Origin of the sequence: Pseudoalteromonas sp. CnMc7-15, from assembly GCF_022347925.1 — a bacterium.
GTDB classification, from domain to species: domain Bacteria; phylum Pseudomonadota; class Gammaproteobacteria; order Enterobacterales; family Alteromonadaceae; genus Pseudoalteromonas; species Pseudoalteromonas ruthenica.
Genome location: NZ_JAKRFT010000003.1, coordinates 493,629 through 519,620, shown reverse-complemented (window position 1 = coordinate 519,620; position 25,992 = coordinate 493,629). Strand labels below are relative to the sequence as shown.

The following is a 25,992-nucleotide window of genomic DNA, read 5'->3' as shown; positions in this document are numbered from 1 at the left end:
ACTTATTTTTATATGAGGCGCTTATACCATACGGCAGAAGGTTTCTGGTCAGCTACCAGTTCACCATTGCTTTTGTTCACGTACATGCCATGCGACAAAGTTGAACCAGAAGGGGTAACTCCGGCTTTGTCGAGCTTATCTTCAACTGCTTTCATTTTGTTTCTCTGGCGCTCATCTGCAACTATAGAAAAAACTTGGTTCAAAGTGAGTGTTAAACCAACCAGAGCAATCAGAATATAGAGAATATACATAGTTTATCCTTATCATTGTTCACTACTAAAATTAGTCGGAACTACTGACTAGAGCAATAAATGAACCAACAAAAGCCCACAAAAATCCACTTTCGCGCTCTAGGGAGCGTATGCTACCAGCATATTGAGTAAGAAATCAACATTGATGTTCTTTTTTTGAACTGTATACGATGTGGTTATGAAGGCAAAATTAAGGACAGTTTCGTTTATTGTTTTTTCGAATATAAGTTTAGGGAGCTCTGCGTTAAGTTGGTGGAAGGGCTCATATCTATTGGGGGGCAGCAAAGAATAATAATCAAAAGTACGATACTATCCATAGGGGGTTAGAGGTTTTTCGTTGCCTTTAGACGCTTAATCTCGAACTCACCAAGCAATTGCCTTCCCTTATCTGAGTCGCGGAATATAAGAATATCATCACGCTCGACTCTAATTCTGTAATCCAAGATTTTATTGCTCTTGATAACTCGTCCTCTGAAAGCTGCGAGCGGTAGCCGGATACCAATTCTTTCGCGTAGGTTATCAAGTTTAATTTTGTGTGATGGTTGCTTGCCGCAGCGTTTACGGCAGATTTCGTATAGGCGGCGCTCAAATGGTGTTTTCAATTGGAAGTAGGCATCATCAAGTGTTAGTACATCGTTACTATTGATGGATTCCATAATCCAGTCAGGTAAGGTTATTTGCCAATAACTAAGTCCGTCGCCTTCAATTAACCTAAAGTGGTCAATGAGGCCCATAGTTTCCAAAAAGCGCTTTCCATTGAATTTATGATCAGTGGTAATCTGTGTGCCAGCTAATCGATGAAGCGCTTTTTCAAGTTGCTTGTACTCTTTGCCAGATGTTCCACGCTTTGTTGCTTTGAGTAAGTCATAGCTATTGAAGCTGACAGTGTTGCTAACTGGTAAATCCGCATTTTTTGATGCCATGACATGGCTTAAGCAGAAAACCAGAATCTCTTTGTCTTTGATTGTTGCACGCCCCAATACGCTTGGGATAACTTTTATCTTTACTCCCTTGTACTCAAACTCCATTGCACCTTTTGATTTACCATCAAGTGCAAAAACAGGCCAAACCATAGAAAACATGTCTGATTTGAGGCTAACTCGTCCCATTGAACACTTCATACTACACATCGCCACAAAGTACTTTACTGGCGTGGTTGCGAGTCTAACCAGGTATGGAAGTCTTCAACGGGAAAAAGAAGGCGCCCACCGATTTTTATATGTGGAGGTAAAGGGTAATTCCCATGGCCTTGTTTATTCTTCGAGATCTGATTGAACAGAAACTGTTTGCTGATAAAAAGAAATTCAGCGATTTCTTCTGAACGATAAAAAAACTTATTCATGAAAAATGCCCTTGTTTAATAACCTTTGGCATTGAAGGTAAATGGTTAACTCCAAGCCTTTACTGTTAGCTCAAGGGAAGTGTAAATAGGTAGAGACCAAAAAATCTTTGAAAAACCCCGGTGACTTTAAAGGGGTTTTCGTTTCACAGTTTTGAGGGGGGTCATATTTAGCTATTTATAGCATACTGAATAGCTCGTTTATCATACCGGACTTGAATGATAATTATACTGCCTCCATATACTTAGAACACCCAACATTTTGGCTTATAAAAGGAATCAGCCTTATGGACTACCATTATTATCCTGTACTAAGAATTCAAAGAGGTGAGTGTGATGCCATCTCCAAGCTACCAATTGATGTAGCTGGGGGGGTCAATCCTATATGGGAAATTCCGCCAATTCCAAAGCTCTCGAGAAAAGATGGTGGGGGAGATAAATACTCAGTAGAAGAGCATATCCGACTTTGCTTGGAAAAGCTTATACCTGCAATGTCGGGAGATCGGGTCCTGAGGTTAGATGCCATCATGTTTGATCAGTATATCGTTACTGAAGATGGAGAAGAGCTACATTCTTTAGACTGTATCGCAGCACTTGCTAAAGAAGCTAACATAAACTTTGTACCGGTAGTCACCTTAGAGTCAAGCCGAGACTACATTGAGGCGGCGAACCGCCATTCAGGCCATGGTATTTGTTTAAGGCTAGATGTAAGCAACTTAAACTCAGATGCTATTGTTGAAGCATGTGAAGAGCTATATGAGTGTATTTCCACAGTGTTTGAGGATACAGATCTATTACTAGATATAAAAACTGTATCGTTCGAGAACAAAGGTGCATTGAAAGAGCGCTTGGTGTTGGCCCTTATGCAGTTGAATGGTCTAACGGCATGGAGATCTTTATCAATGGCTTCCACTTCTTATCTGGCTTCGATGTCGGGTATTGAAAAAGATAAAGTAATCACAAGGCCAATGCTTGAGTTTGAGCTATGGAAAGAACTCATGCGAATTGCAGGCTTACCACGGCTACCAGCGTATGGTGATTACGCACTTGCGCCGGCGGAGTTAGATTATTCAACGCCAGTAGAGTTTATGAATCCCGCAGCTACAATTCGATATTCAGATGAGAATCATTGGATCTTCGTAAAAGGTGAGCAAGTAAAAGGAAAAGGGGGGATTAAAGGACCTGGCTGGGGACAAACACAGCGCCTATGCCAAATTCTCGTGGAGAGCCCTTTTTATAAACAATATGGTCCAGAATTTAGCCCCGGAGATCGCTATATTGCAGATAGGGCGACAAATGACGTTCGTTGTGGTGCGGGCTTTACTTGGAAGGATGTGGGAATTAATCATCATGCTTCAGTGATCGCTAGGTATCTCTCCAATCTGAACGCGCTCTGAGAGTTGAACGAACAAAATCCTTAAGCTGGTCAAGAGGCATTTCTTTTGCCAGCTTTTCCCAAAGTACCCAGCGCGGCCTGGATTTAACTCCTTTGGTTATTCCACACATAGCCAAACCGTCCAATATTTCCTCATGCCAGAGAAGTTGTGATAAAGCCCATGGATCAACATATTTATTTGTTTTCTCTCTACGCGCAGTGCTGATATGTATTGCGCCTCGTTGACCTTGAGCAACTACTTTCACTCCCCACCAACTGGGAATTATTTCCATAGCTTCTTGGAGATGATTATCAGCAACGACAAGAGTCATTTTGTCCATGACTGAGGAAAAGTGCTCTACTTGTGCTGGTAACCTATTTAAATTGTCTTTCGCACTTTTTAGTTCAAAGCCATGTAGCACACCATTTACAACCGCGATATCTACTCGGGCACTGCCTTGACGTACGCCCAACTCATCAACAATTAAAGTTGTGCCATCATTGCGATACTTCTTAAGCAGTTTTTTATGAACGGCCTGTCGTACATCAATCTCATTCATAGGCGGGGTTGAAAAATAAAAAGGATGATATGTGGAATAACGATAATGTCAACTTAGTACCGAGTTTTGATCTTATCATCTATTCGTCCGTGTAGTTTTAACTCCATCGAGGTTGATGGAAAGAAATTTTAAAAGCATCAATAAGCTGATAATCAACCGTCCCATAATTTTTAGCTCCTTTGAATATTATGTGAAAGCTTTTTAAAAACAGGCTAGTAGTTATTTTCATTCTGGCAGCAAAGATTATTAGAATCTATGTCTGAAGCTGACCTTTCCCCTGAATTAGTACCATTCATTCGATGAGATAATTCATATTAAGCGGCCCGTTTAGCAAACTCAACTGGCGATAAATAATTCAGCGAACTGTGTGGTCGAACATGATTATAATGTTCTCGCCATAAATCAATTTCATACCTTGCTTCTTCCATCGTCCTGAACCAGTGCTGGTTTAAACACTCATTTCTGAATTTACCATTTAAGCTTTCAACAAAAGCGTTTTGAGTTGGCTTCCCGGGCTGGATAAAGCTGAGTTTTACTTTGGTTTCTTTTGACCAGAAGAACATGGCTTTACTCGTAAACTCTGTGCCGTTATCAAACACTATTGAATTGGGTGCTCCTCGTGCTTCTATCATCTCAGATAAAAATCGAGCAACTTGTTTGCCACTCATTGAAACACAGACAAGCTGCCCGACCATTTCTCGTGAATATCCATCAACCACATTCAGCGTTCTGAAGCGACGGCCATTGGCTAGCTGATCTGAAACAAAGTCCATAGACCAACGCTGGTTCGGCTTTGATGGTACTTCCAAAGGAAGTCTTGGCCGTTGTACTTTCTTCCGCTTTTTGGTGCGAACTTGGAGCCCTTCTTCCGTATAAATACGATATGTCTGCTTTTTATTGCTCACTAAGCCCTCAGCCTTTAAGAGGCCGTGAAGCATCAAATAACCATAGCGAGGGTATTCAGTAGCTAAGCGCTTTAATCGCTCTCTTATTGTGTTGTCTGCCTTCGCTCTTGGACAATATCGAAATGCGGTTCGGCTAACTCCTGATAGTTGGCATGCAGCCCGCTCACTGAGGTTAAATAGCTCGATGAGGTGGCTAGCGATCCGTTTCTTATCCGAAGGCTTCACCACTTTTTTGAGAGCACATCCTTCATACCTTCAACTTCAAGCATCTTTTCAGCCAACAAACGCTTGAGCTTATTGTTCTCTGATTCAAGCTCTTTTAAACGCTTGGCTTCATTTACTTCTAGGCCTGCATATTTACTGCGCCGGTTATAAAAAGTGCCTGTCGATATTCCCATCTCTCGGCAAATATCATCAACTTTAGCGCCAGCTTCATGTTGTTTGATTGCTCGAATAATTTGTTCTTAGGTGTAACGTTTTTTCATTTTGAGATCTCCATTGTCTCCAGTTTATTGGAAATCTCATCAAAGTCATGGTGTTAATTTTGGGGGAAAGGTCACAGACTCTGACTGTGTGTTTATCTTCAAAGGTGATGAGAAAATTCTTGAAGGAGGGTTAATTCGCTTTTCACACAGGTATTTAGCCGTTTACGATGGGAAAAGAGCACACTTAATTCCAAATGACGGTTTGCGCATTGTGAAACTCAGCCAAGAAAATAACTATACTGCAAAGTAGCACAGAGGTAGCACCGAAGGGATTCGGTTATCAGTTAATAACGTGGAAGAGTAGGAAAAATGGTGGCCCCACCTGGACTCGAACCAGGGACCTAACGATTATGAGTCGTGCGCTCTAACCAACTGAGCTATAGGGCCATTTCGTATTGTAAGTGCTCATTAAATTCATCCATGAAGCGGTATCCTGTCGGCTTCCTGCCTCCACCTCATCAATCTGCGAAGCGATGCTTCGGTCTTGATTCGCCCAACAGAGCTATAGGGCCATTTTGCGTGCCACTGATAAAGGTATCAGTATCCTGACAAGCGCCGAGCAGTATAAAAACTTTTGTGGGCCTTGTCACTAGCTGCAGGGTGATTATTTTGCCGCTCGAAATCAATCGCTTACTAATTAACCTAAGGATGTAGCTTGAGCTGTAACCTCGTAAACGACTTGCTCTGGACTTTTGAGATGATGGGTGAGTGCGCGCTACTTATAAAAAGCCGATTTAGGGTTTGCAGGCACAAAAAAAGCCGACGTAGGTCGGCTTTGGCTTTGCTTAACATTTAGCTCTATAGGCCAAGTTTCTTCTCTAAATAGTGGATATTAGTGCCACCATTTTTGAAGTTCTCGTCCGATAAAATCAGTTTATGAAGCTCGGTATTGGTTTTAATGCCGTCGATAACCAACTCGTTGAGTGCGTTGCGCGAGCGAGCAATGGCAACGTCACGGTTCTCACCGTAACAAATAAGCTTACCAATCATTGAGTCATAATGTGGCGGTACAGTGTAGTCCGCATAAATGTGGCTATCCCAGCGAATTCCCAAACCACCGGCTGGGTGGAAGCGGGTGATCTTACCCGGAGACGGGATAAAGGTTTTTGGGTCTTCCGCATTAATACGGCACTCAATTGCGTGACCACGGATTTGCACATCTTCCTGAGTAATTGATAATGGCTGACCAGCAGCAATTTTTAACTGCTCTTTGATTAGGTCAATACCTGTTACCATTTCTGTTACAGGATGCTCGACCTGAATACGGGTATTCATCTCGATAAAGTAGAACTCACCGTTTTCATATAGGAATTCGAAGGTGCCCGCGCCGCGATAACCAATTTCGATACACGCGCGAGTACAGCGATCGCCAATGTACTTACGCATTTCTGCGGTGATACCCGGTGCCGGTGCTTCTTCAACGACTTTTTGGTGGCGGCGTTGCATTGAGCAATCACGCTCACCTAGGTGAATTGCGTTGCCTTGGCCGTCTGCCAATACTTGCACTTCGATATGGCGTGGGTTTTCTAGGAACTTCTCCATATAAACCATGCCGTTACCAAAGAATTGCTTGGCTTCTTGCTGAGTAAGGGCGATGGAGTCGACCAGCTCTTTCTCGCTGCGTACTACGCGCATACCACGGCCACCGCCGCCGCCAGCGGCTTTGATGATCACTGGGTAACCGATGCGCTTAGCAATTTGCATATTACGTTCGGTGTCGTTAGTGAGCGGACCATCAGAACCGGGTACACAAGGAACGCCGGCTTTACGCATCGCTTCAATGGCCGATACTTTGTCACCCATAAGACGAATGGTGTCGCCTTTAGGACCAATAAATACAAAGCCACTTTGCTCAACTTGGTCGGCAAAATCAGCGTTTTCCGATAGGAAACCATAACCTGGGTGAATAGCGACTGCATCGGTGACTTCCGCCGCAGCAATAATGCGGGGGATATCTAAGTAGCTTTCGGTAGCAGGTGGCTTACCAATACAAATAGTTTCATCTGCAAGGAGCACGTGTTTCAGGTCACGGTCGGCGGTAGAATGCACGGCAACCGTTTTTATACCTAGCTCTTTACAGGCGCGCAGAACACGAAGTGCAATTTCACCTCGGTTTGCGATAACAACTTTATCTAACATAGTTAGTGCCTTGTTTGAGTTGCGCGATTATTCGATGATGAAAAGAGGTTGGTCGAACTCAACAGGCTCGCCATTCTCAACCAAGATTGCTTTAACCGTACCGGCTTTATCAGCTTCAATCTGGTTCATCATCTTCATCGCTTCAACGATGCACAAAGTGTCGCCTACGTTAACTTTACTACCTACCTCAACATAAGCAGCGGCTTCTGGTGAAGAGGCCGCGTAGAATGTACCAACCATAGGTGAAGTTACTTCATGGCCGCTAGGGCGAGCAGGTGCATCGCTTGCTGCTGGTGCGTCACTGGCTGGAGCAGCCGCTGGGGCTGCAGGAGCAGGAGCCGCTTGTGGCGCCAAGGCGTAATGCTGTGGCATCGCAGGAGCTTGGCTATGACGGTTAATACGTACCGACTCTTCACCTTCGGTGATCTCAAGCTCAGCAATGCCAGACTCTTCAACTAGTTCAATTAATTTCTTTATTTTGCGAATGTCCATGAAAAACCCGCCTGTTAGTTAGTTTTTAATTCGAATTCTGCAACCGGTTGACCGCTGCTTGAAGCGCGAAGTGGTAACCCATTGCACCAAAACCGCAGATAACCCCTTGTGCCACGTCAGAAAAGTAAGAGTGGTGACGGAAGGGTTCGCGTTGATGAATGTTGCTGAGGTGAACTTCAAAGAAGGGAATATCAACACTGAGTAGAGCATCACGCAGAGCCACACTGGTGTGGGTGAATGCGGCAGGGTTTATAATAATGCTATCAAATTGCTGCCACGCGTCGTGAATGTGCTCTATTAATGCTGCTTCGCTGTTACTTTGAAAGTGCGCCAGCTCAACATTTAAGGCCGCTGCTGCATCATTTAGTTCACCGGTGATCTGCGCCAGTGTTTTTACGCCATATTTATCCGGCTCACGCTTACCTAACATGTTTAGGTTAGGACCGTTAATAACTAAAATCTTAAACTTTGCAGCCATAATGCGACTAAAATCCTTTATCGTGTGAGTTTTAAGTGATTGTACAAATAATAGTATTTAACTTAAGGGCAAAAGTAGCAAATAGCAAACTTTTCTCACGTTTGCCGACTATTATAGAGAGTTCGACGTAAATAGCAGCAAAATACTGGTCTAATGACCTTGTTAACCAGGTTTGGCTAGGTGGGGTTTACTAGTGTGGGGAAAATGAGCAGGGTGATGAGGCTCACCCTGCATTAATCAGTAAAAAGGATTACTGTGCTGCGTCACGTACTGCTTGTAGGTGGGAAGCAAATTCATCTGCCCCCATAAAACCGGTGACTCTCAGCTCAGGTAATTCTTCGTTGCTGTTATCAAAAAACAAAATACTTGGTAGACCAAAAACGGTGTAGTGCTCCATTAATTCAATGGTGGTGTCATTACTTTCGGTGAGGTCGACCTGTACTAAGGTGAAATGCTCAAACTGCTGTTGCACGTTGTCTTTCGGGAATGTGTACTTCTCAAACTCTTTACATGCCACACACCACTCGGCATAGAGATCAACCATCACCAAGCCATCGGTTTGAGCAATCAAGGTTTCCAGTTCTGCTAAATTAGCTACATGTACAAATTCACCATGGTTTTCGTTAGAGGAAACTGTCGCAGCCGTGCTGTTACTCTGTGGCTTAGGCCAAATGTAGTTTTGTACCAGCATTAAGCCACCAACAAACAGCAGCATGGCAAAACCCCATAGAGTCGTTTTTCCTTTCCCTTGGTTTTGCCCGCTTTGCCAATAATGTAAGTAGATAGCGGTAGCAATTGCCAACAAGCCGGCCATTAGCAGGATCACCTCGAAAGGTAAAATACGCTCTAATAAGATAAGTGGCACAAACAACATTAAGAAGCCAAACAAGGTTTTTACTTGCTCCATCCAGCCACCGGCCTTGGGGAGTAATTTCCCGCCCGAGGTGCCTAATAGCAGCAGCGGTAGGCCCATACCTAGGCTTAAGGCATACAAGGTCAAGCCACCAACCACAAAATCGCCGCTTTGAGCCACATAAAGTAGCGCTGCAGAAAGTGGTGCAGTGGTGCACGGCGAGGCAATCAGACCGCTGAGCACGCCCATCAAGAATACGCCGGTGTAGTTTCCGCCTTTTTGCTTATTACTGACTTCTGTGAGGCGGCTCATCAAACTTTGAGGTAAACGAATCTCGTACAGCCCAAACATCGATAGCGCCAGCAATACAAACAGCAAACTAAAGCTGATTAAGACATAGGGGTGCTGTAAATAGCCTTGAATATGCCCGCCGAAATAGGCAACCACTAAACCTAGTAACGCGTAGGTCACGGCCATGCCCTGCACATAAACAAACGACAGGCTAAAGGCTTTTTTCGTAGAGAGGTTTTTCTGCCCAGCGATTAAGCTAGAAAGAATCGGGAACATGGGGAACACGCAAGGTGTAAACGCCAGGCCGATACCGACAACAAAAAAGAATACTAAATTAGTGACCAAGCTTTGGCTGGCTAAACGCTCAGTGAGTGATTGTTCACCCTCATCACTGGTGGCTTTGTTAACCGGGGCCTCGGTGGTTGGCGCAGCATTAGTCGCCGTGCTGGCAGCAAGGGCCGTAAGCGGAATTTCCACCACTTCAGGGGGGTAGCAAAGGCCTGCTTCGGCGCAGCCCTGATAGCGTACTTTGACACTGGCATTATCACCCACATCACTGAGTTTGGAAATAATACTCACACTATCAAAATAGACCTCAGTGCGACCGAAAAACTCGTCTTCAATCATGTCCCCTTGGGGAAGGTCACTGGGTGGAGTGATGGTGGCGCCCTTACCGACGAACTCTAACTTGTGTTTGTAGAGATAATAACCTGGCTCAATATCCCACCCTACAAATAAAGTGTCGCCTTGTTGGTCAAAGTCGAGCTTAAATGCCTGCTCAACGGGGAGAAAAGTGCTTTTAGAGGGCTCTAATAAGCTATTTAAAACGGAGTTGTTCGCCCAACTTAGCGAGCTAAACGCTAAGGTGAGCAAAAACAGCACATAACGCATTAATTTAATACCTCATCCATCCAATTAAAATACGCCAGGTTTCCGGTGGCCACATCAACAACCTGAATTTCAGGCACTTCATAACTATGTAGCTGTTTAATGGTTTGGATCACCTGGTTCATTTTCTCAGACTTGGTTTTAATTAGCAGTTTGGTCTCGTTTTCGCTGGCCACTTCTCCTTGCCACATGTAGATTGACTCTACTTCGGGAAGAATGTTGACACAGGCGGCGAGTTTTAACTGCACCAATTGTTCTGCCATCGCGCGTGCTTCTTGTTTATTTGCACAAGTTGTAAAGATAAGCCGGTAGTGAGTAGTCATACTGAACCTTTTTGTGAGTCCCGTTTCTAACCCCCATACTAGCTGATAGCAAGGGCAAAGCCCATAGAGCGACAACAGATGACTTGAAATCTGACCTTATCAACCTCAATTCTATTTCATCGACTTTTATGAGAGCCGTTATGTTCAGAGCACTTTTTTTACTATTTATCATTGTTCCAATCATCGAAATCGCGCTATTGATTCAATTAAGCGAGGTGATTGGCGGTGTTGCCACCATTGCCTTAATTATCGTTACCGCGATTTTGGGCGCTAAGCTGGTGAAGCAACAAGGCGTTGGCGCAATGCGTGAGGCGCAGGTGCAAATGGCACAAGGGCAAATGCCGGCAAAACAAATGTTTACTGGTATCTGTGTCATCATTGCTGGCGTTCTGTTGTTGACGCCCGGTATAGTGACCGACGTATTCGGCTTCTTATTACTGACGCCAGCAGTGCGCAATAAAATGGCCGCAACCTTTGCTTCTCAGGCGCAAGTGCGCATGAGCCAAGGTATGGGGCAAAGCACCTTCAGTGCTGAATTTCACAGCCATCAACAGCATCAACACAGTGAGCGTCGCGAAGAGCACACCACTATCGAAGGTGAATATGAACGAAAAGAGTAAAAAATTTTAATTTTTACTCTTGGGTTTTAAAACCTCGACCCCCATTAGATATGGCAACTAAATTTTAATGACTTTTCTGTAGTTGTTCAGAAACTGTTAGGAGAAACAAACAAATGAACATTCGTCCTTTACATGATCGCGTGATCGTTAAGCGTCTAGAAGAAGAAACCAAGTCTGCTGGCGGTATCGTGCTGACTGGTTCTGCGGCTGAAAAATCATCGCGAGGTGAAGTAGTGGCAGTAGGTAACGGCCGAGTATTGGATAGCGGCGAAGTACGCGCATTGGAAGTAAAAGCGGGCGACACTGTGTTGTTCGGCTCTTACGTTGAGAAGACTGAAAAAATCGACGGTCAAGAGTACCTAATTATGCGTGAAGACAACATCCTAGGTATCGTGAGCTAACTCACCCCTTGATGTTGACACACTTGGTTTAAACAGAATTTAGAGGAAAGAAACAATGGCAGCAAAAGAAGTACGTTTTGCAAATGACGCCCGCACTAAAATGCTTAAAGGCGTAAATGTATTAGCAGATGCAGTAAAAGTAACTTTAGGTCCTAAAGGCCGTAACGTTGTTCTAGATAAGTCTTTTGGCTCACCCACAATCACTAAAGATGGTGTTTCTGTAGCGAAAGAAATTGAGCTTGAAGACAAGTTCGAGAACATGGGCGCGCAGATGGTTAAAGAAGTAGCCTCAAAAGCGAATGACGCCGCCGGTGACGGTACCACTACTGCAACCGTACTAGCACAGTCAATTGTTAACGAAGGCCTTAAAGCTGTTGCTGCGGGTATGAACCCAATGGACCTTAAGCGCGGTATCGACAAAGCTGTTATCGCCGCAGTCGAAGAGCTGAAAAACCTTTCTGTGCCTTGTGCAGATAACAAAGCCATTGCTCAGGTGGGTACTATCTCAGCCAACTCTGACAAAGAAATTGGTGAAATCATTGCTGAAGCAATGGAAAAAGTAGGCCGTGAGTCTGGTGTTATCACTGTTGAAGAAGGTCAATCACTACAGAATGAGCTGGATGTTGTTGAAGGTATGCAGTTCGACCGTGGTTACCTTTCTCCTTACTTCATCAACAACTCAGAAAAAGGTGTTGTTGAACTAGATAACCCACACATCCTATTGGTTGACAAAAAAGTATCAAACATCCGTGAGCTTCTACCTACCCTAGAAGCGGTAGCGAAAACTAGCAAGCCATTGCTGATTGTTGCTGAAGACCTAGAAGGTGAGGCATTGGCAACACTGGTTGTTAACAACATGCGTGGCATCGTTAAAGTAGCGGCGGTTAAAGCGCCTGGTTTTGGTGACCGTCGTAAAGCGATGCTACAAGACATCGCCATCCTAACCGGTGGTACAGTGATTTCTGAAGAAATCGGTCTTGAGCTTGAAAAAGCGACACTAGAAGACTTAGGTACAGCGAAGCGCATAGTAATCACCAAAGATGACACCACCATTATTGATGGTGCTGGTGAGCAAGAAGCGATTGATGGCCGTGTGGGTCAAATCAAAGCGCAAATCGAAGAAGCGACGTCTGACTACGATAAAGAGAAACTACAAGAGCGCATGGCGAAACTAGCTGGCGGTGTTGCGGTAATCAAAGTCGGCGCTGCGACCGAAGTTGAAATGAAAGAGAAGAAAGACCGCGTAGAAGATGCGTTACACGCAACGCGTGCTGCGGTTGAAGAGGGTGTTGTACCTGGTGGTGGTGTAGCGCTGGTTCGTGTGGCAACTAAGATTGCTTCACTTACCGCTGACAACGAAGACCAAAATCATGGTATCAATGTAGCCCTACGCGCTATGGAAGCGCCACTTCGCCAAATCGTTTCTAACGCTGGTGATGAAGCATCAGTGGTTGTGAACGCAGTCAAAGGCGGCGAAGGTAACTATGGTTACAACGCGGCAACAGGCGAGTACAGCGACATGCTAGAGATGGGTATCCTTGACCCAACGAAAGTAACACGCTCTGCATTGCAGTTCGCAGCTTCGGTAGCCGGTCTCATGATCACCACAGAAGCGATGGTTGCTGAACTACCTAAAGAAGACGCACCAGCTGCACCAGATATGGGTGGCATGGGCGGAATGGGTGGCATGGGCGGCATGATGTAAGCCAGTCTGCCGGATTTTATTAATTTAAAATCAATTCGTTACATTTCGTCGTAGACGTTAATGTAGACAATAAAGAGGGTGCCTGTTGGAGACGACGGCATCCTTTTTTTATTAAAAGGAGTTCAAATGAGCTTTTCCGAGCGAAACGGTTTAACTAAAACCCAACTGGTCCAAAAGGAGTCCATAGACGAAAACCTTAGGGTAGACCTTTGGAATGCCATCTACCTGTCTTTTTGGGGGCAGTTTAGCTCTGGCAACTCCGTATCTGACTCTACAGGCCTTGCTAATGTTACCTTGTCTAACATGGATAAGTTGAGTCAAAAGGCCTTCGCTTTTTTCAAAATCCCAATTAACCAACGTCCTAACAATTGGACTAAGTGCCTAAATTTTATCGAAGCAGAATTTAATAAGCTCGACTGGAACCGGGTTTATGATTTTGTCGAACTTCTTTTGCCGTACCAGTTTAATGATGCAGATTCTTTCGCTGACCTAGTGAATAAAGCATTGGAAACAAATAACGCGGCATATCGAGTGATAGATGGGCGTGTTACCAGCGTAGTGTCCGAACACGAAATTCAAGAAGTGGAGAAAATACTTGGATCACATTCTCCGTTAGCCGGGGGGGCGCAAGAGCACATCAGAATGGCGTTAAAAAAGCTATCTGATAGGGAAGCGCCTGATTATCGAAACAGCATCAAGGAATCGATTTCAGCTGTTGAATCAATCGCCAAGAAGCTTGCTCCTGGCGAAAAAACTCTTGGTTCTGCTTTAAACACCATAGGAAGACGTGAGGGGCTGCATCCAGCTTTGAAAAATGGGTTTAGCAGTATTTACGGGTATACCAACGATGAGGCCGGGATAAGACATGCGCTTGAAGATTCATCTAATGTTGGCGAGGCTGAGGCGCGACTGATGTTCATAATGTGTGCGGCATTTTGTAACTATTTAATCTATACAGCTCCACCTGCAACAAGTTAGTAGGGACCCGCAACAAAAGAAAGGTCGTCGGTTTTCCCTTGCAGAAATGAAACGACGCGGCGCGAATTACCCTCGAGATACACTCCAGGAAGGACCCGCTTTACGGTCGCTACGTCGTTCTGTGCGGCTTTCTCAGTCGAGATACCATGTCATAAAGCGATTCCCTTCGGTCGTGCTTGTCGGCGGCGTGGTGAAGCGCTCTGTGACAGTTGGGGCATAGAGCTACCGCGTTATCGGTCGTGTCCGGCCCATTGTCTGCGAGACGCACGACATGATGCACTTCGAGATACGGCGAGCCGTCGTCTTTTACGAAAGGAGAGGAGCAGCCACAAGACTCGCACTCGTCGCCAGCTTCGTTAAGTACCCAGGCTACAACCGACGGGTCTCGTTTGTAGGACGTGGAGGTAGTCTCGCTTTTAGACGGGGTTTTGTTGCCAGAAGGAGGCGAGGGGGGCTGCTTCTTACGGAGCGCTTCTACCTGCGTATTGAACGTCGCAACGTCGGTTGGCGCGCTCTTCTCGACTTCTGCCAGTAAGAGTTCTATCTCCCTGGTTACGTTCGCTCCGACGTTTCTCGCGGGTCGCAACCCTTTGATCCACTCTCGACCTTGCTGAGCCAATACGTGTGAGATGTTCTGCATCCTGAATTCGAAAGACTTCTCGGTCCTGTCGAAACGCTCTGCAAGACGTCGATAGACCTCCTTCTTTATGAACGGTTCACCAGCGGTCTGCTTGTCTCTCATTTCGACGTACGCTTCGACGGACGCTTTCAACTCCTCCTGAGTCCAGTTATTAGTTGACGTTTCGAGCGTCGATGACCTTGAACCTGCTCGGACGAGGATGCATTCTCCAGTCTCGTCGTCGTACTTCTCAATTTGCCATTCGTTTGGATCTAACATTCGAGTCGCCGCTCTTGATTTCCCTTCGGCTCCGACATCACGACCTAAAATCATCGCCCTTATCGTCCATCCACCAAGGTTGGCCACTCTGAATGCGGAGTCCATGGCCATTGCACGACGTCTTCTATTGGAGTCTGGGTCGTTGGACGCGATACGACTCATATTGAGACGTTGCACCAATCGGCCATCTTCGACGTGGGTCTCGTCGAACCAAAGATTAACGAGGAGTAGCTTTTTCTCGAAGTCTCGATAACACCACTCATAGCAAAACTTCGGGTTACTCGCTGGGGTTTCGCAAGGTGACCCATCTGAGTTTGTTAGCCAACCGCTCGTATCTATGCCAACCTCGGCAACGAGATCAATTATCCGTGGTGACTCACTCGGGCGTATCGATTCCAAGTCCATTCTTGTTTTTGCTCCAATCGTTTTTGTTTATCGTACGACTAACCTCGCTCCATCTTCAACAATTCTTCGACAGTCTTAAACGAGCCGTACTCGCACCATTCGGTCACTTTGTTCAATGAGGCTTGCATCGCAAGTCGATCTGCGAGTTCGTTGCCCTCAGTTCCGTTATGAGCTGCGACATGCTTCACCTGAATTTTGCCTTCCATAGGTCTCGATAGGGCCAAGCACTCTCGCACCAAGTCGGCATTCTTGACGGGCTCCTTCTTAGACGTCAGCCACCCGTTTTTCTCCCAGCCAGAAGCCCACACGAATACAGCTTTAAGTGAGTAGTCGGAGTCACTTAGTATCTCTACGGGGAGATCCCTCTCGACGTACTCAATGGCAATTTTAAAGGCTTCACGGAGAGCGATTAGTTCGGCATTAAAAATCCTCTTCTTCTATAGGTGGCGTCCAGCTACTCTTGACGGTTATACCGAGGTCGTACAGTTTGTTGAGTCGTTTAACAGCAGCTCGGACTGCCTCTGGATTGTTCATTGCGTAGGGCTCTAGGTACTTGATGACTCGAGATTTAACTATTGTGTCGTCGTCCACCTCTGCAACGGCCTTGCGTGTATTGACGTAGGTAACACTGGGGTAGCCCTGGTCGTCAGTTGGAACTCGGCTTTTACCATCTGCGGTCTTATGTACCTTTTTCTTCTGAGCGACCCATTGCTCAATTTGTGTTTGAATATCGTCTGGGTCATACGGAGGTGCTATCCCAGCTTCTTCGATCAACGTTCTCGCAGCCCTGCGGATTTTATCGATTTGGCTTTCGGATAATGCTGTCTCCCGGACCATCTCTTTGATCGGCTTCCATTCTGCCTGTGGAGTATGAACCAGTGAAAAAAGTAGCCGTTGAGTTCTCTCACCTTTTTCAAGGCCAACTCCGTGCTTTGTGTTAACAGTGTGGCTTGCCCTGAGGTGGTGCAGAAGGTCTCCGTCTCGAACTAATACCGGAACTTTGCGAGCATTGGAATCGGGCTCATTAAACGGTGGTTCAAACCCCTCGTGCTCGAGGTAGGCCCTGTAGCGGTGGTGTCCATCAATGATGTAGTACAAGCCGTCGTCTTCAAAAACTTCAATCGGATCGAGCGTCGAGCCCGTGTCGAGAATCACTTTAAACTTTTCGACGCTATCCTCGAGGCTCTTCTCGACGACTTCGCGCTGCAAAGCTTTTATTGAACGTGGGGATCTAACTTGGAGTCTGGAGTCCTCTCGGAGCAGGCCGAGGGACACTTCTAACTGTTTGCTTCTCATTCCTTTTATTGCCCTAAAGATAGGTCGACACATATCCGTACGTCTCAGTGTTTGGGGCAAGGGGGGATCTCCCCAAAGCCTTGATTAAATTGGCTTATAGACCCTTCTGTGAGGCGTTCAAACGTGCAAAAAAGTACGTCTTTTGTCGACCATGATTTGCTTCGAATCGAAAAATGGGGTCTTAGATCAGGATCTCAACTCTTTGATTATTTTAAAAACGGACGTCTTACCAACTCCGCTTTGCCGTATTATTTCGGCTGGTTTCAATCCGCTTCGGTACAGGCGTCGGACTAGTTCCTTTTTCTCGTTGGCCAAAGGGGCTCCACCCTTGTAGACCCCCTTAGCCTTCGCCTTAGCGATTCCCTCAAGTTGACGCTCTTTACGGAGATTTGTCTCGAACTCGGCGAAAACCCCGAGCATATCGAGGAACGCTTTTCCCGCAGCGGTACTAGTGTCGATCGGCTGCTCTGTAGCTTCGAGATAAATGCCTCGGCCTTTAAGGTCGTGAACGATGTCTTGTAGGTCTTTCATCGAGCGAGCGAGTCTGTCGATTCGAGTAACAACCAACGTATCACCCTCTCGAAGTATCTCAAGAACCCGAGCGAGCTCATTGCGTCCATTTCTCGAAGTCCCCGAGACTAGCTCCTCATAAACACGATCGCATTTCGCCGCCTCGAGGGCTTCTCGTTGAACGCTGGTGGATTGGTCTAATGTGGATACTCGGGCATAGCCATATCGGTGAGAAGGCATTCGGACTCCTTAAAACAGTTCGCACAGGATCATAGAGGTTCGCATCCTATGATTAAGTTCATGGAGATACAACCCTGTACGAACACCATTTAAGTTCGCCTTAGCGGTTCGCCCAGCGTATACCTTATTGAACTCTTCGCAGGCGCACGTAAGACATTTCGTATAAGGATGGGTCGTTTTGTAAGACATGTCTTACACCAAGGATGAAATATAACGAATAATGGTGAATTCAACTGACAATCTATTGTTATTGACTTTTTTTTGAACTAACGTAGGATACGAGCGCCCAAAATAAGGGTGTGTTAAAACGGAGGGTTCCATGAAGTATGCATATAAGCAGCCTCGCGAAATACGAGAACTGGACGAAGAGCATATTAGAGCAGTCATGAAGGCTCTTGAAGGGATCTCAATTTCCGAGATACAAGAGATGTCGCGAGATACTTCTAAAAATAAGTCGTCGAAAAGCAAGCTTAACGGTTTGTATCGAGACGCTTTCATGAAGGTTTTGTCTTTAAGAGAAACTAAAATCGCATAAGGCTTCTCGCTGAGCAGTACAGGGATGAGATGAAGTCAGCTAAGAAAAACTGGGTTTTTGAGTGTCTTGTGGAGGGCGATAACGATTTGGTCGGCCTCGTCGCCTACGCGTTTTACAAAAAATCCAAACATGATCTTGCGACCCAACTCCGCAAAAATAATACTCCTGAAGAAGAAATACAAGAACAAGTCCAGAGTCACCACGATTCCGTTGTCCGCAGCCAACAGATTCTGGACGGCTTTAGAAACCAAGCCAAAACACTTCTTACAGTCGTACATAGTAACATCGCCAATGATGTAACAACACGATTGGAAAGAGAACACGCTCGAAAAGTCGATGAGCTGGAAAAGAAGAAGAAAAAGGCTTTCGATGATGCCGTTCGACAACTAAAAAATTCTGCCAAAACGTACGAACAAGCGTCATGGTGGAGGCGCTCCGCCAAATGGTTATGGAACGGCTTTTCGGGAGTATTCGCCGCCGTTATAACAACGGTTATCGTTGGGGGTATACTGTTCAGTATTGCGACAGAGGACGAAAAGAAGCAGATGACCGAAAAAACCGTTAAGAGCGTTGTAGAACAGTTAAGCGGCAACTAACTAATTTTCTACCACCGGATGAACTTAACCGCTTGCATATAAGCATCATAAAGCTGCTTGAGCTCATACCCCTTAGAATAATAACCATAAATCATCGTATTGCCCCGTTTGTGCCCAAGAATAGCCGCCGCTTTTAACTCATCGACTTCCGCTTGCTGCATAGCCGTCGCGAACATAACGCGAAAAGAATGAAAGCACTTTGCGCTATCAGTTGATATATGTTCCGTCTTAATTCGGGAGAACCAACGGCTAGCATCTTTGTCGTCGATACCAAATAAGCGTTCCTCGTGTGGTAACTTTTTTGAAAAAGCTTTTAGGCGTTTTCCGAGCTCATCAGTAAGAGGAACCAAACGAGTTGCCGCCGAGGTTTTTCCTTTATTGATAAAAATTGCGGTTATGCCTTCTTGTTGAATTACACGTTCCGGAGTAAGATTACATAATTCCGAAATACGACACCCAGTAAAAACTCCTAGCTCTAAAAGTAGGCGCATTTTTGGGTCATCGACTGCAATGTTGGTCCTTATCCATGCCATTTCTTCGATGGTGAACGGCTGATACTGGTTGTGACCTTCGGAACCCACAACCTTGTGACCGTCAAATGGACACTCACCTGAAACTTCCCCTAAACTTTTGCAATAGGTCCAAATAGAACGAAGTCGGCTTATATTACCGAGAATCGTAGTTTTAGCTTTGGTAGTCTGTAATACCTCGATAAAGTCGTGCACTTGACGGTTCGTAATATCGGCTATTTGAACATCAAACACGTTTAAATACGCAAGGAAATCGGAAACGGTCTTTTTCATTTTGGCTACCGTCTCTGGGGTCTTGGCCTTCTTAAATTTGCGATTCCAGACTTCGAGTCCTTCTTTTAGTGTTATTCCGTATTTGTGCCGCTGATCATGATAGCCATTAACCGTTGTGAACGCGTCGAGAGCCGCCACGTCACCTTTAGAGTGCATTTCTCTGGGGTCCAATGGTAGGTCCCATTCTTCGGGGTTACGCTCCTTATCCTCGGAGAACGTCTTAACGAGTTCTAGGAACCTGTGTCGGTCTGGATTGTAGGCGTTAAACTTTTGTTCCTCCAGCTTGCCGTTCAGTATATCGCGTTTAGCTCGAGCCTCGCGTATGTCACCTGTGTGTAAGCTCTCCGAAATCATAGTTTCACCGTTAAATCGCGCCATCAGGGCCCGGGGAACACGCCTTTGATACCACCAAATGTTCCCTCTTAGCTTTAAGTATTGGTTCTCTCGCTTCGCCATGTAGTCCGTCATGTAGCCAACAATGTAGACAATAATATTACCACCAGGCCACATTTAGCGGCAATCCTGGACGCGACTGCATTTTGGGTCGGCATGATGTAATCATCCCTCAAGCTATCTCACTTTATAAAACCCAGCTTCGGCTGGGTTTTTTTATGGCTGCTGAATTTCATCCCAAACTAGGCCCTGACAGCAATATTCTTCTGACGTACTGAGAGAAAGCTGAAGGCGGCAACAATTATTGGCTTAGTAACTCCTATTGTTTGGGCGCTCAAGGAGTAGCGAACGTTAGACTCAAGCAATAAACAGTCGCTGCTGCTAAATGAGATATTCGACGAGGCAAACTGTAAAACTCAGAGGGGTTAGTTGCTGGGCGTTGACTCGATTGGGTACACAGGCTACAAATAGTTATTAATGATTACTAATTGTTACGAACTTGGCGGTGTTTTAGTAATCAAACAACACAACAAGCGGTCTATAATAGATAGACGTACGCAATTGGAGAGTATGATGAAATCACTGAGCTACAGTTTGGCAATCGCGGCATTAGTTACATCCCTTAGTAGCTATGCTGGCGAAGCAAAAATCAAATGGCATGACTTAGACGATTACACCGATGCGCGTCCAGCTAATGAAGTAAAAGGACCGTTTCATAAGCGACTGGTTAAAAACTTTAATAAGCACTTTAATAGAGAAGCAGAAAATCTGCCTGAAGGGTATGTGTTTAACGCTGAGATCACCAACCTCGATTTGGCCGGCGATGTGCGCTTTGGGATGAATGAGATCCGCGTGATTAAACCTATTTACATGCCTAAGATTAACTTTACTTACTCGGTCACCGATGCCGAGGGTAAGGTGGTCAGTGAAGGGGAAGCGGACTTAAAAGACATGCAGTTTATGGATCGCATTCGCTCACCTCGAGCCAACGAAGCCAACTATTATGATTTTCGCTTGATAAGCTCGTGGTTTGAGAAAACCTTGTTGCCTGAGCTGGGTATCGAGCCGAAGAAAGCCTATCGCTAACGACTAGCACTATTCAATTAAGGCAAAGTTAGGCGCCCAATGGGCGCTTTTTCTTTTTGATCTTAACTTGATCTTTTTTATTTCAGAATGTACATTCTTAAAAACGCTAAGCAGAGAACAACCTATGGCACGAACCAGAGAATTTGATGTAAGTGAAGCCCTGCGCAAAGCAACGATTATGTTTTGGCGCCAAGGTTACCGCGATACATCAATGGAGCAGTTGGTTAAAGCAACAGGTGTGAGTAGGTATGGTTTTTACCAAGAGTTTGGTAACAAGAAAGAACTGTTCAAACGGTGTTTGCAAGAGTATTCCCTCAGCAAAATTAGCCCAGGGCTGAAGCGTATAGCGCAAAGTGATGGTGAGCTTGAAGACCTACGCTGTTTTTTCTCCATGTACAGCGAGAACATTGCTGAGCATGGCGCTAATGGCTGTCTTATTTGCAATACAGCTACCGAGATTGGTGAAACAGATATGGATGTGAACAGCATTGTGCGTGATATTTATGCCAAGCTGACCGCACAGTTTCAGCATTTTATTGAGCGAGCTCAAGCACGTAGCGAGGTACGCCAGGAGCTCAGTGCATTTGATTTAAGCGTGTGCTTACTCGGTGTGTTGCAAGGCGTAGCAGTGATGGCTCGCAGTGATTTTCATCGTGACACATTACGGCAATATTTGACGACTATATTCGACATGATGGCTGAACCTGAATAAGGTACTGTGCTATTATGAAAATAAAGAGCCTCACTTGAGGCGTTATTTTTTACTATTATCAGAATGTGTGTTCTGTTATAAGGAGTGATAATGAACCACTTTATTAGCAACTTAGCCCTGCGGTGGGGGCAGTGCGTGACACGCTACCCTTGGCTATTGCTTATTGTCAGTGTGCTGATTTGCATCGCACTGGCAATAGGGGCTAAAGGGCTCACTTTCTCGAACGACTACCGGGCATTTTTCAGCCCCGAGAACCCAGAGCTCGTTGCCTTTGAGAACTTCCAAGACAAATACAGTAAAAATGACAACATTCTGATCGTCGTGCACGACGAGCAAAGCCAAGGGTTAACGCCTAATCATGCGAAGGTGGTGGAGCAGCTCACCGAACAGGCGTGGAAAACCCCTTTTGCGAGTCGTGTCGACTCTATCACTAATTTCCAACATACCTATGCTGAGCAAGACGACCTTATCGTCGCCGATCTGATCAAAAATGCCGAGCAATTATCTTGGCCAGCATTGCAAGAAAAAGCACGCATAGCCCTTGATGAACCGCTACTGGCCAACCGCTTAATTGCCAACAATGGCCGCACCTCGGGTATTAATATTACCGTGCAATATCCAGGGAAGTCTTTGGCGGAAGTGCCAAAAGCGGTGAATTATGTGCGCGATTTAGTGGCGCAAATGAAGCAGCAGCACCCTGAGCTTACCTTTGCTATTAGTGGCATCTCTATGCTCAACAACGCCTTTAGTGAAGCTGGGCAAACCGATGCGCAAACCCTCACGCCGATTATGTACCTAGTGCTCATAGTGGTGATGTATATGAGCCTGCGCAGTATTCCCGGTACCATTGCTGCGGTGGGTGTAGTGATCCTTGCCAGCGCTGCGGCCATGGGCCTAACTGGCTATATCGGTATAGAGCTTACGCCTATCTCCATCACCGCACCGACCATTATTCTCACCTTGGCCATTGCCGATAGCATCCATGTGCTGTTGTCTTACGCTAGCGCGCGAAGAGAGGGCATGGACAAGCTCGCTGCAATTAAAGAGAGCTTACGGGTCAATTTTGTTGCCGTGTCCATTACCAGTATCACCACCATCGTTGGTTTTTTAACCTTAAATATGTCTGATGCGCCGCCATTTGCTGATTTAGGGAATATCACCGCCATGGGTATCGCCGCTGCTTGGTTGCTGTCACTGGTATTCCTGCCTTGTTTACTGGCTATTTTGCCGGATAAGAAAACCTATAAGAAAAAGCGCAACGGGCTGAATGTGTGGTTAGGGCGCTTTGGTAATCAGGTCGCGAAAAAGTATCGAATGATTATTGCTGCGACAGTGCTACTGAGCATTGGCTGTGGCTTGGCTATTCCGCAAATTGAGCTCAATGACGAGTTCGTAAACTACTTTGATCAGCGCGTTGAGTTTCGTCGCGACACCGACTTCACCATGGAGCACTTAACAGGCATTTATGTAGTGGAGTTTGACATTCAAAGTGGTGAAAGTGGCGGCGTCAGTAAACCCGAGTATCAGCAGGGACTGGCAGAGTTCACCACATGGTTACGTCAACAGCCAGAAGTAGTCCATGTGTATAGCTACACCGACATCATTAAACGCTTAAATAAGAATATGCATCAGGATAACGAGGCGCTGTATCGCTTGCCTGATAATCGTCAGTTGGCGGCGCAGTATCTGTTGCTGTACGAGATGTCACTGCCCTTTGGCCTCGATTTAACTGACCGCGTCAGTATGGATAAATCGGCTTCACGGTTAAGCCTGACGCTGGATAACCTGTCTACTGCAGAAATTCAGGCCTTTATTGAGCGCGCTGAAGGCTGGCTGCAAAGCAACACACCAGCGCCGATGCATGCCAAAGCCACTGGCGCTACGGTGATGTTTTCACATATTTTCCAACGTAACGCACAAAGCATGCTCAGTGGTAATGCCATTGCCATTATCGCGATTTGCCTGATTATGATCCTTACCTTACGTAGCCTTAAGTACGGCTTCTTAAGCTTGATCCCCAATACCATTCCGATGTTGTTCACCTTTGGTGTATGGGCACTGTTAGTGGGGCAAGTGGGGGTTGCGGCGGCCACAGTGACCTCCACTTCGTTAGGGATCATTGTCGATAACACCGTGCACTTCCTCAGCAAGTACCTAAGAGCTCGGCGAGAGCGCGGCCTCACACCGCAAGCGGCCATCGAATATGCGTTTACCACTGTCGGAGAGGCCATCTTCGTGACCACCTTAATTTTAGCGGGCGGCTTTATGGTGCTGGCTTACTCCACCTTTATGATCAACGCGCAAATGGGCATGTTAACGGCACTGGCCATTGTTATGGCGCTGATCATTGATTTCTTATTACTCCCGGCGCTGCTCATGCTTGTTGCACGCCCGTCTACCTCATCTCAACCGAGTCTTTCAGCTATTAAGGAGAACCCGCATGAAGCCATTAATTCCTAGTGCTTTTGCCGTGCTATCGGCAGTCACCTTTATCACGCCAGTTTGGGCTGCAACTGCTTCCAGCGATGCGCAACAACGAGGCTATGAAATCGCGGCACAAAGTGACCGCTCCGATCGCGGCTTTGGCGTCAGTCGCGTCGATGTCATGATGCACCTTGAAGACGCCAGCGGGCGTAAATCGAGCCGCAGCTTAAGCATGCTCACCAAAGAAGTGGCCGACGAAGATAAAGGCGATAAAAGCCTGATTGTCTTTAACTCCCCGGCCGATGTACAAGACACCAAGCTGTTATCGCATGCGCAAATACTGGAGCCAGACGATCAATGGCTTTATCTTCCAGCGCTAAAACGCGTAAAGCGCATTTCCTCGGCGAATAAATCGGGCCCCTTTGTGGGCAGTGAGTTTGCTTTTGAAGATTTTACCGCCCAAGAGCTCAATAAGTACGAATATCGCTATATTGATGAGCAGCAATGCGGTGAGTTCACCTGTGCGGTGGTCGACCGTATCCCCAAGTATGAAAATTCTGGCTATACCCGCCAGCGCGCCTTAATTGACTTAAGCCATTACCAGGTGCGCAAAATCGACTTTTATGACCGTAAAGAAGCCCATCTTAAAACCCTGACCTTGTCTGATTATCAGCACTATCAAGACAAATTCTGGCGACCACAAACTATGCATATGGAAAACCATCAAAGCGGTAAAAAAACCACCTTGGTGTTCTCTGATTACGATTTCTCTGTGCGCTTAAGTAATCGCGATTTTGTTAAATCGTCATTGAAGTAAGGATGTAGTGATGTTCAGGAAGTGGTGGCTATTGCTCTGTGTGTTTGCGCCTTGCGTGTATGGTCAATGGCAAATAACGCCTGCGGTAGAGCTCGGCGCCCGGCAATACAATGGCGATAGCGCTCGGGCTCAGCAAACGCATAACTTTGCTTGGGACCCAAGGCTATGGCTCGAGCTTGATTACCGCTCCCGCGCCTCGGGTATACAAGCGCATATAAAGCCGGTGGTGACTGTGGCCGCGACCAATAGCGCCCTGCCTGAATGGGATTTACAAGAGGCTTACCTACAGAAAACCTTCTATAACTGGCAGCTAAGCGCCGGTATGAACACGGTGTTTTGGGGCGTCGCCGAGTCTCGTCATTTGGTGGATATTGTTAATCAACGTATTCCTGCGCGTAACTTTGAAGGCGAAGAGAAGCTTGGTGAACTATTAGTGCAGGTTGACTACTTTACCGAAAACGGCACCTTATCGCTGTTATCTATGCCTTGGTTTCGCCCCCGCGATTATAGCCAACCCGATGAGCGCTTTTCATTGCCAGTGGCCATTAGCCAAGAGCGCTTTGTCGGTTTATCTGAGCACACTCGGGGATCACTGGCGCTACGTTATGCCACGGTGCTCGATGATTGGGATGTCGGTGCTTATTTCTTCCACGGTTTAGATAAAACCCCAGCCTTTGAAATCACCGAGCAAGGCCAAGGGCAAGCTATTTACAGCGCCTTGGAGCAATGGGGCCTTGATGCGCAATACACCAGTGAGCGCTGGCTCGGTAAGCTCGAAGCGGTGCACCGCAATCATGATTACGGTGGTAGTAGCTGGGCTTACACCCTAGGGGGGGAATATTACTTTTATGGGGTGGCGGGCAGCAGTAAAGATCTCAGTCTGTTGTTGGAGCTGCACCGCGACACCGACGCCGAGGCTCGGGAAAATCAAATATATCGTAATAGCAGCTTTGTAGGCTCTCGCCTCGCTTGGAACGACACCGATGCCACCACCTTGTTATTGGGAGCCCTTATCGATAATGGCGGCGATTCCATCGCCATTAAGGGTGAATTCGAAACCCGTATTCATAGTCAGTTGAGTCTTGATATTGAGGCCCGGATGTTTGTTGAACAACAGCCACAGCAGCCGCTTTACCTCTACCGAGATGATGACTTTATAGAAGTAAGATTGACCTATTACCTGTAAGGAGCATG

25 protein-coding genes and 1 tRNA gene are annotated in these 25,992 nt (G+C 46.2%); 12 read left to right on the top strand and 14 right to left on the bottom strand.

Going from position 1 to position 25,992, the window contains the following annotated elements:
- Nucleotides 1–8 precede the first annotated feature (8 nt).
- Together MHM95_RS09705 and MHM95_RS09700 are read right to left on the bottom strand one after the other, a co-directional pair.
- A complete protein-coding gene (locus MHM95_RS09705; protein ID WP_152440174.1) occupies nucleotides 9–251 on the bottom strand; it encodes a hypothetical protein in 243 nt (80 codons plus the stop codon).
- Between the two features lie 323 nt (nucleotides 252–574).
- Nucleotides 575–1,360 (bottom strand): replication initiator protein A, encoded by a 786-nt coding sequence (locus MHM95_RS09700; protein WP_239385152.1) that lies wholly within the window; start codon nucleotides 1,358–1,360, stop codon nucleotides 575–577.
- 517 nt (nucleotides 1,361–1,877) lie between these two features.
- On the opposite strand from MHM95_RS09700, the gene MHM95_RS09690 reads away from it, so the two are divergent.
- Nucleotides 1,878–2,987, top strand: a complete 1,110-nt coding sequence (locus MHM95_RS09690) for a beta family protein (protein WP_152440176.1) — start codon at nucleotides 1,878–1,880, stop codon at nucleotides 2,985–2,987.
- Here the strand turns inward: MHM95_RS09690 and MHM95_RS09685 are convergent.
- The 8 genes from MHM95_RS09685 to cutA form a co-directional block, all read right to left on the bottom strand.
- Nucleotides 2,956–3,525, bottom strand: a complete 570-nt coding sequence (locus MHM95_RS09685; RefSeq protein ID WP_152440177.1) for a sce7726 family protein — start codon at nucleotides 3,523–3,525, stop codon at nucleotides 2,956–2,958. The two genes, MHM95_RS09690 and MHM95_RS09685, sit on opposite strands and share 32 nt — an antisense overlap.
- 314 nt (nucleotides 3,526–3,839) lie before the next feature.
- Nucleotides 3,840–4,888, bottom strand: a protein-coding gene (locus MHM95_RS09680) for an IS3 family transposase (protein WP_239385236.1) whose coding sequence is annotated in 2 segments (ribosomal slippage) — nucleotides 3,840–4,666 and nucleotides 4,666–4,888 — 1,050 coding nt in all. Because the reading frame shifts where the segments join, the coding sequence is not laid out codon by codon here.
- Between the two features lie 337 nt (nucleotides 4,889–5,225).
- Nucleotides 5,226–5,302: transfer RNA gene (locus tag MHM95_RS09675), tRNA-Ile, on the bottom strand.
- Between the two features lie 411 nt (nucleotides 5,303–5,713).
- Complete coding sequence (gene accC, locus MHM95_RS09670; RefSeq protein WP_022946050.1) at nucleotides 5,714–7,054, bottom strand: acetyl-CoA carboxylase biotin carboxylase subunit; 1,341 nt, start codon at nucleotides 7,052–7,054, stop codon at nucleotides 5,714–5,716.
- Nucleotides 7,055–7,081: 27 nt separating this feature from the next.
- Nucleotides 7,082–7,546: an acetyl-CoA carboxylase biotin carboxyl carrier protein gene (accB, locus tag MHM95_RS09665; RefSeq protein ID WP_045980407.1), complete on the bottom strand. Its 465-nt coding sequence runs from the start codon at nucleotides 7,544–7,546 to the stop codon at nucleotides 7,082–7,084.
- A gap of 25 nt (nucleotides 7,547–7,571) precedes the next feature.
- Nucleotides 7,572–8,024: a type II 3-dehydroquinate dehydratase gene (aroQ, locus tag MHM95_RS09660; RefSeq protein ID WP_045980406.1), complete on the bottom strand. Its 453-nt coding sequence runs from the start codon at nucleotides 8,022–8,024 to the stop codon at nucleotides 7,572–7,574.
- Between the two features lie 250 nt (nucleotides 8,025–8,274).
- Nucleotides 8,275–10,059, bottom strand: a complete 1,785-nt coding sequence (locus MHM95_RS09655) for a protein-disulfide reductase DsbD (protein WP_239385151.1) — start codon at nucleotides 10,057–10,059, stop codon at nucleotides 8,275–8,277.
- Nucleotides 10,059–10,379: a divalent-cation tolerance protein CutA gene (gene cutA, locus MHM95_RS09650; RefSeq protein WP_022945974.1), complete on the bottom strand. Its 321-nt coding sequence runs from the start codon at nucleotides 10,377–10,379 to the stop codon at nucleotides 10,059–10,061. The genes MHM95_RS09655 and cutA overlap by 1 nt, the downstream gene beginning before the upstream one ends.
- Nucleotides 10,380–10,519: 140 nt before the next feature.
- Here cutA and MHM95_RS09645 point away from each other — a divergent pair, with 140 nt between their 5' ends.
- From MHM95_RS09645 to MHM95_RS09630, 4 genes are all read left to right on the top strand, one after another.
- Nucleotides 10,520–10,999 (top strand): FxsA family protein, encoded by a 480-nt coding sequence (locus MHM95_RS09645; RefSeq protein ID WP_022945975.1) that lies wholly within the window; start codon nucleotides 10,520–10,522, stop codon nucleotides 10,997–10,999.
- 113 nt (nucleotides 11,000–11,112) lie between these two features.
- Nucleotides 11,113–11,400 carry a co-chaperone GroES gene (locus tag MHM95_RS09640; RefSeq protein WP_022945976.1) on the top strand — a complete coding sequence of 96 codons (288 nt, stop codon included), beginning with the start codon at nucleotides 11,113–11,115 and terminating at the stop codon, nucleotides 11,398–11,400.
- A 55-nt stretch (nucleotides 11,401–11,455) separates the two neighbouring features.
- Nucleotides 11,456–13,105, top strand: coding sequence for a chaperonin GroEL (groL, locus tag MHM95_RS09635; RefSeq protein WP_239385150.1), 1,650 nt, complete (start codon nucleotides 11,456–11,458; stop codon nucleotides 13,103–13,105).
- Nucleotides 13,106–13,231: 126 nt separating this feature from the next.
- Nucleotides 13,232–14,083 (top strand): hypothetical protein, encoded by an 852-nt coding sequence (locus MHM95_RS09630; RefSeq protein ID WP_239385149.1) that lies wholly within the window; start codon nucleotides 13,232–13,234, stop codon nucleotides 14,081–14,083.
- A gap of 109 nt (nucleotides 14,084–14,192) precedes the next feature.
- Here MHM95_RS09630 and MHM95_RS09625 read toward each other — a convergent pair whose 3' ends face one another.
- From MHM95_RS09625 to MHM95_RS09615, 3 genes are all read right to left on the bottom strand, one after another.
- On the bottom strand, nucleotides 14,193–14,981 hold the full coding sequence (locus tag MHM95_RS09625) for an HNH endonuclease signature motif containing protein (RefSeq protein WP_239385148.1): 789 nt from the start codon (nucleotides 14,979–14,981) through the stop codon (nucleotides 14,193–14,195).
- Nucleotides 14,982–15,806: 825 nt separating this feature from the next.
- Complete coding sequence (locus tag MHM95_RS09620; protein WP_239385147.1) at nucleotides 15,807–16,682, bottom strand: ParB/RepB/Spo0J family partition protein; 876 nt, start codon at nucleotides 16,680–16,682, stop codon at nucleotides 15,807–15,809.
- A gap of 186 nt (nucleotides 16,683–16,868) precedes the next feature.
- Nucleotides 16,869–17,432, bottom strand: a complete 564-nt coding sequence (locus tag MHM95_RS09615) for a recombinase family protein (protein WP_239385146.1) — start codon at nucleotides 17,430–17,432, stop codon at nucleotides 16,869–16,871.
- 319 nt (nucleotides 17,433–17,751) lie between these two features.
- On the opposite strand from MHM95_RS09615, the gene MHM95_RS09610 reads away from it, so the two are divergent.
- Together MHM95_RS09610 and MHM95_RS09605 are read left to right on the top strand one after the other, a co-directional pair.
- Nucleotides 17,752–17,967, top strand: a complete 216-nt coding sequence (locus tag MHM95_RS09610) for a hypothetical protein (RefSeq protein ID WP_239385145.1) — start codon at nucleotides 17,752–17,754, stop codon at nucleotides 17,965–17,967.
- Nucleotides 17,968–17,996: 29 nt separating this feature from the next.
- A complete protein-coding gene (locus tag MHM95_RS09605; RefSeq protein WP_239385144.1) occupies nucleotides 17,997–18,563 on the top strand; it encodes a hypothetical protein in 567 nt (188 codons plus the stop codon).
- 8 nt (nucleotides 18,564–18,571) lie between these two features.
- Here the strand turns inward: MHM95_RS09605 and MHM95_RS09600 are convergent, their stop codons facing one another.
- Nucleotides 18,572–19,876 carry a tyrosine-type recombinase/integrase gene (locus MHM95_RS09600; protein ID WP_239385143.1) on the bottom strand — a complete coding sequence of 435 codons (1,305 nt, stop codon included), beginning with the start codon at nucleotides 19,874–19,876 and terminating at the stop codon, nucleotides 18,572–18,574.
- A gap of 453 nt (nucleotides 19,877–20,329) precedes the next feature.
- Here MHM95_RS09600 and MHM95_RS09595 point away from each other — a divergent pair, with 453 nt between their 5' ends.
- The 5 genes from MHM95_RS09595 to MHM95_RS09575 all read left to right on the top strand — a co-directional run bounded on the left by MHM95_RS09595 (nucleotide 20,330) and on the right by MHM95_RS09575 (nucleotide 25,984).
- Nucleotides 20,330–20,845: a DUF3016 domain-containing protein gene (locus tag MHM95_RS09595; protein WP_239385142.1), complete on the top strand. Its 516-nt coding sequence runs from the start codon at nucleotides 20,330–20,332 to the stop codon at nucleotides 20,843–20,845.
- Between the two features lie 124 nt (nucleotides 20,846–20,969).
- Nucleotides 20,970–21,557 (top strand): TetR/AcrR family transcriptional regulator, encoded by a 588-nt coding sequence (locus MHM95_RS09590; protein ID WP_022945979.1) that lies wholly within the window; start codon nucleotides 20,970–20,972, stop codon nucleotides 21,555–21,557.
- Between the two features lie 90 nt (nucleotides 21,558–21,647).
- Entirely contained in the window at nucleotides 21,648–24,017 is a 2,370-nt protein-coding gene (locus MHM95_RS09585; protein WP_239385141.1) for an MMPL family transporter, read from the top strand.
- A complete protein-coding gene (locus tag MHM95_RS09580; protein ID WP_239385140.1) occupies nucleotides 23,998–24,798 on the top strand; it encodes an outer membrane lipoprotein-sorting protein in 801 nt (266 codons plus the stop codon). Before MHM95_RS09585 ends, MHM95_RS09580 begins: the two co-directional genes overlap by 20 nt.
- Before the next feature lie 10 nt (nucleotides 24,799–24,808).
- Complete coding sequence (locus MHM95_RS09575; protein WP_239385139.1) at nucleotides 24,809–25,984, top strand: hypothetical protein; 1,176 nt, start codon at nucleotides 24,809–24,811, stop codon at nucleotides 25,982–25,984.
- Nucleotides 25,985–25,992: the final 8 nt, after the last annotated feature.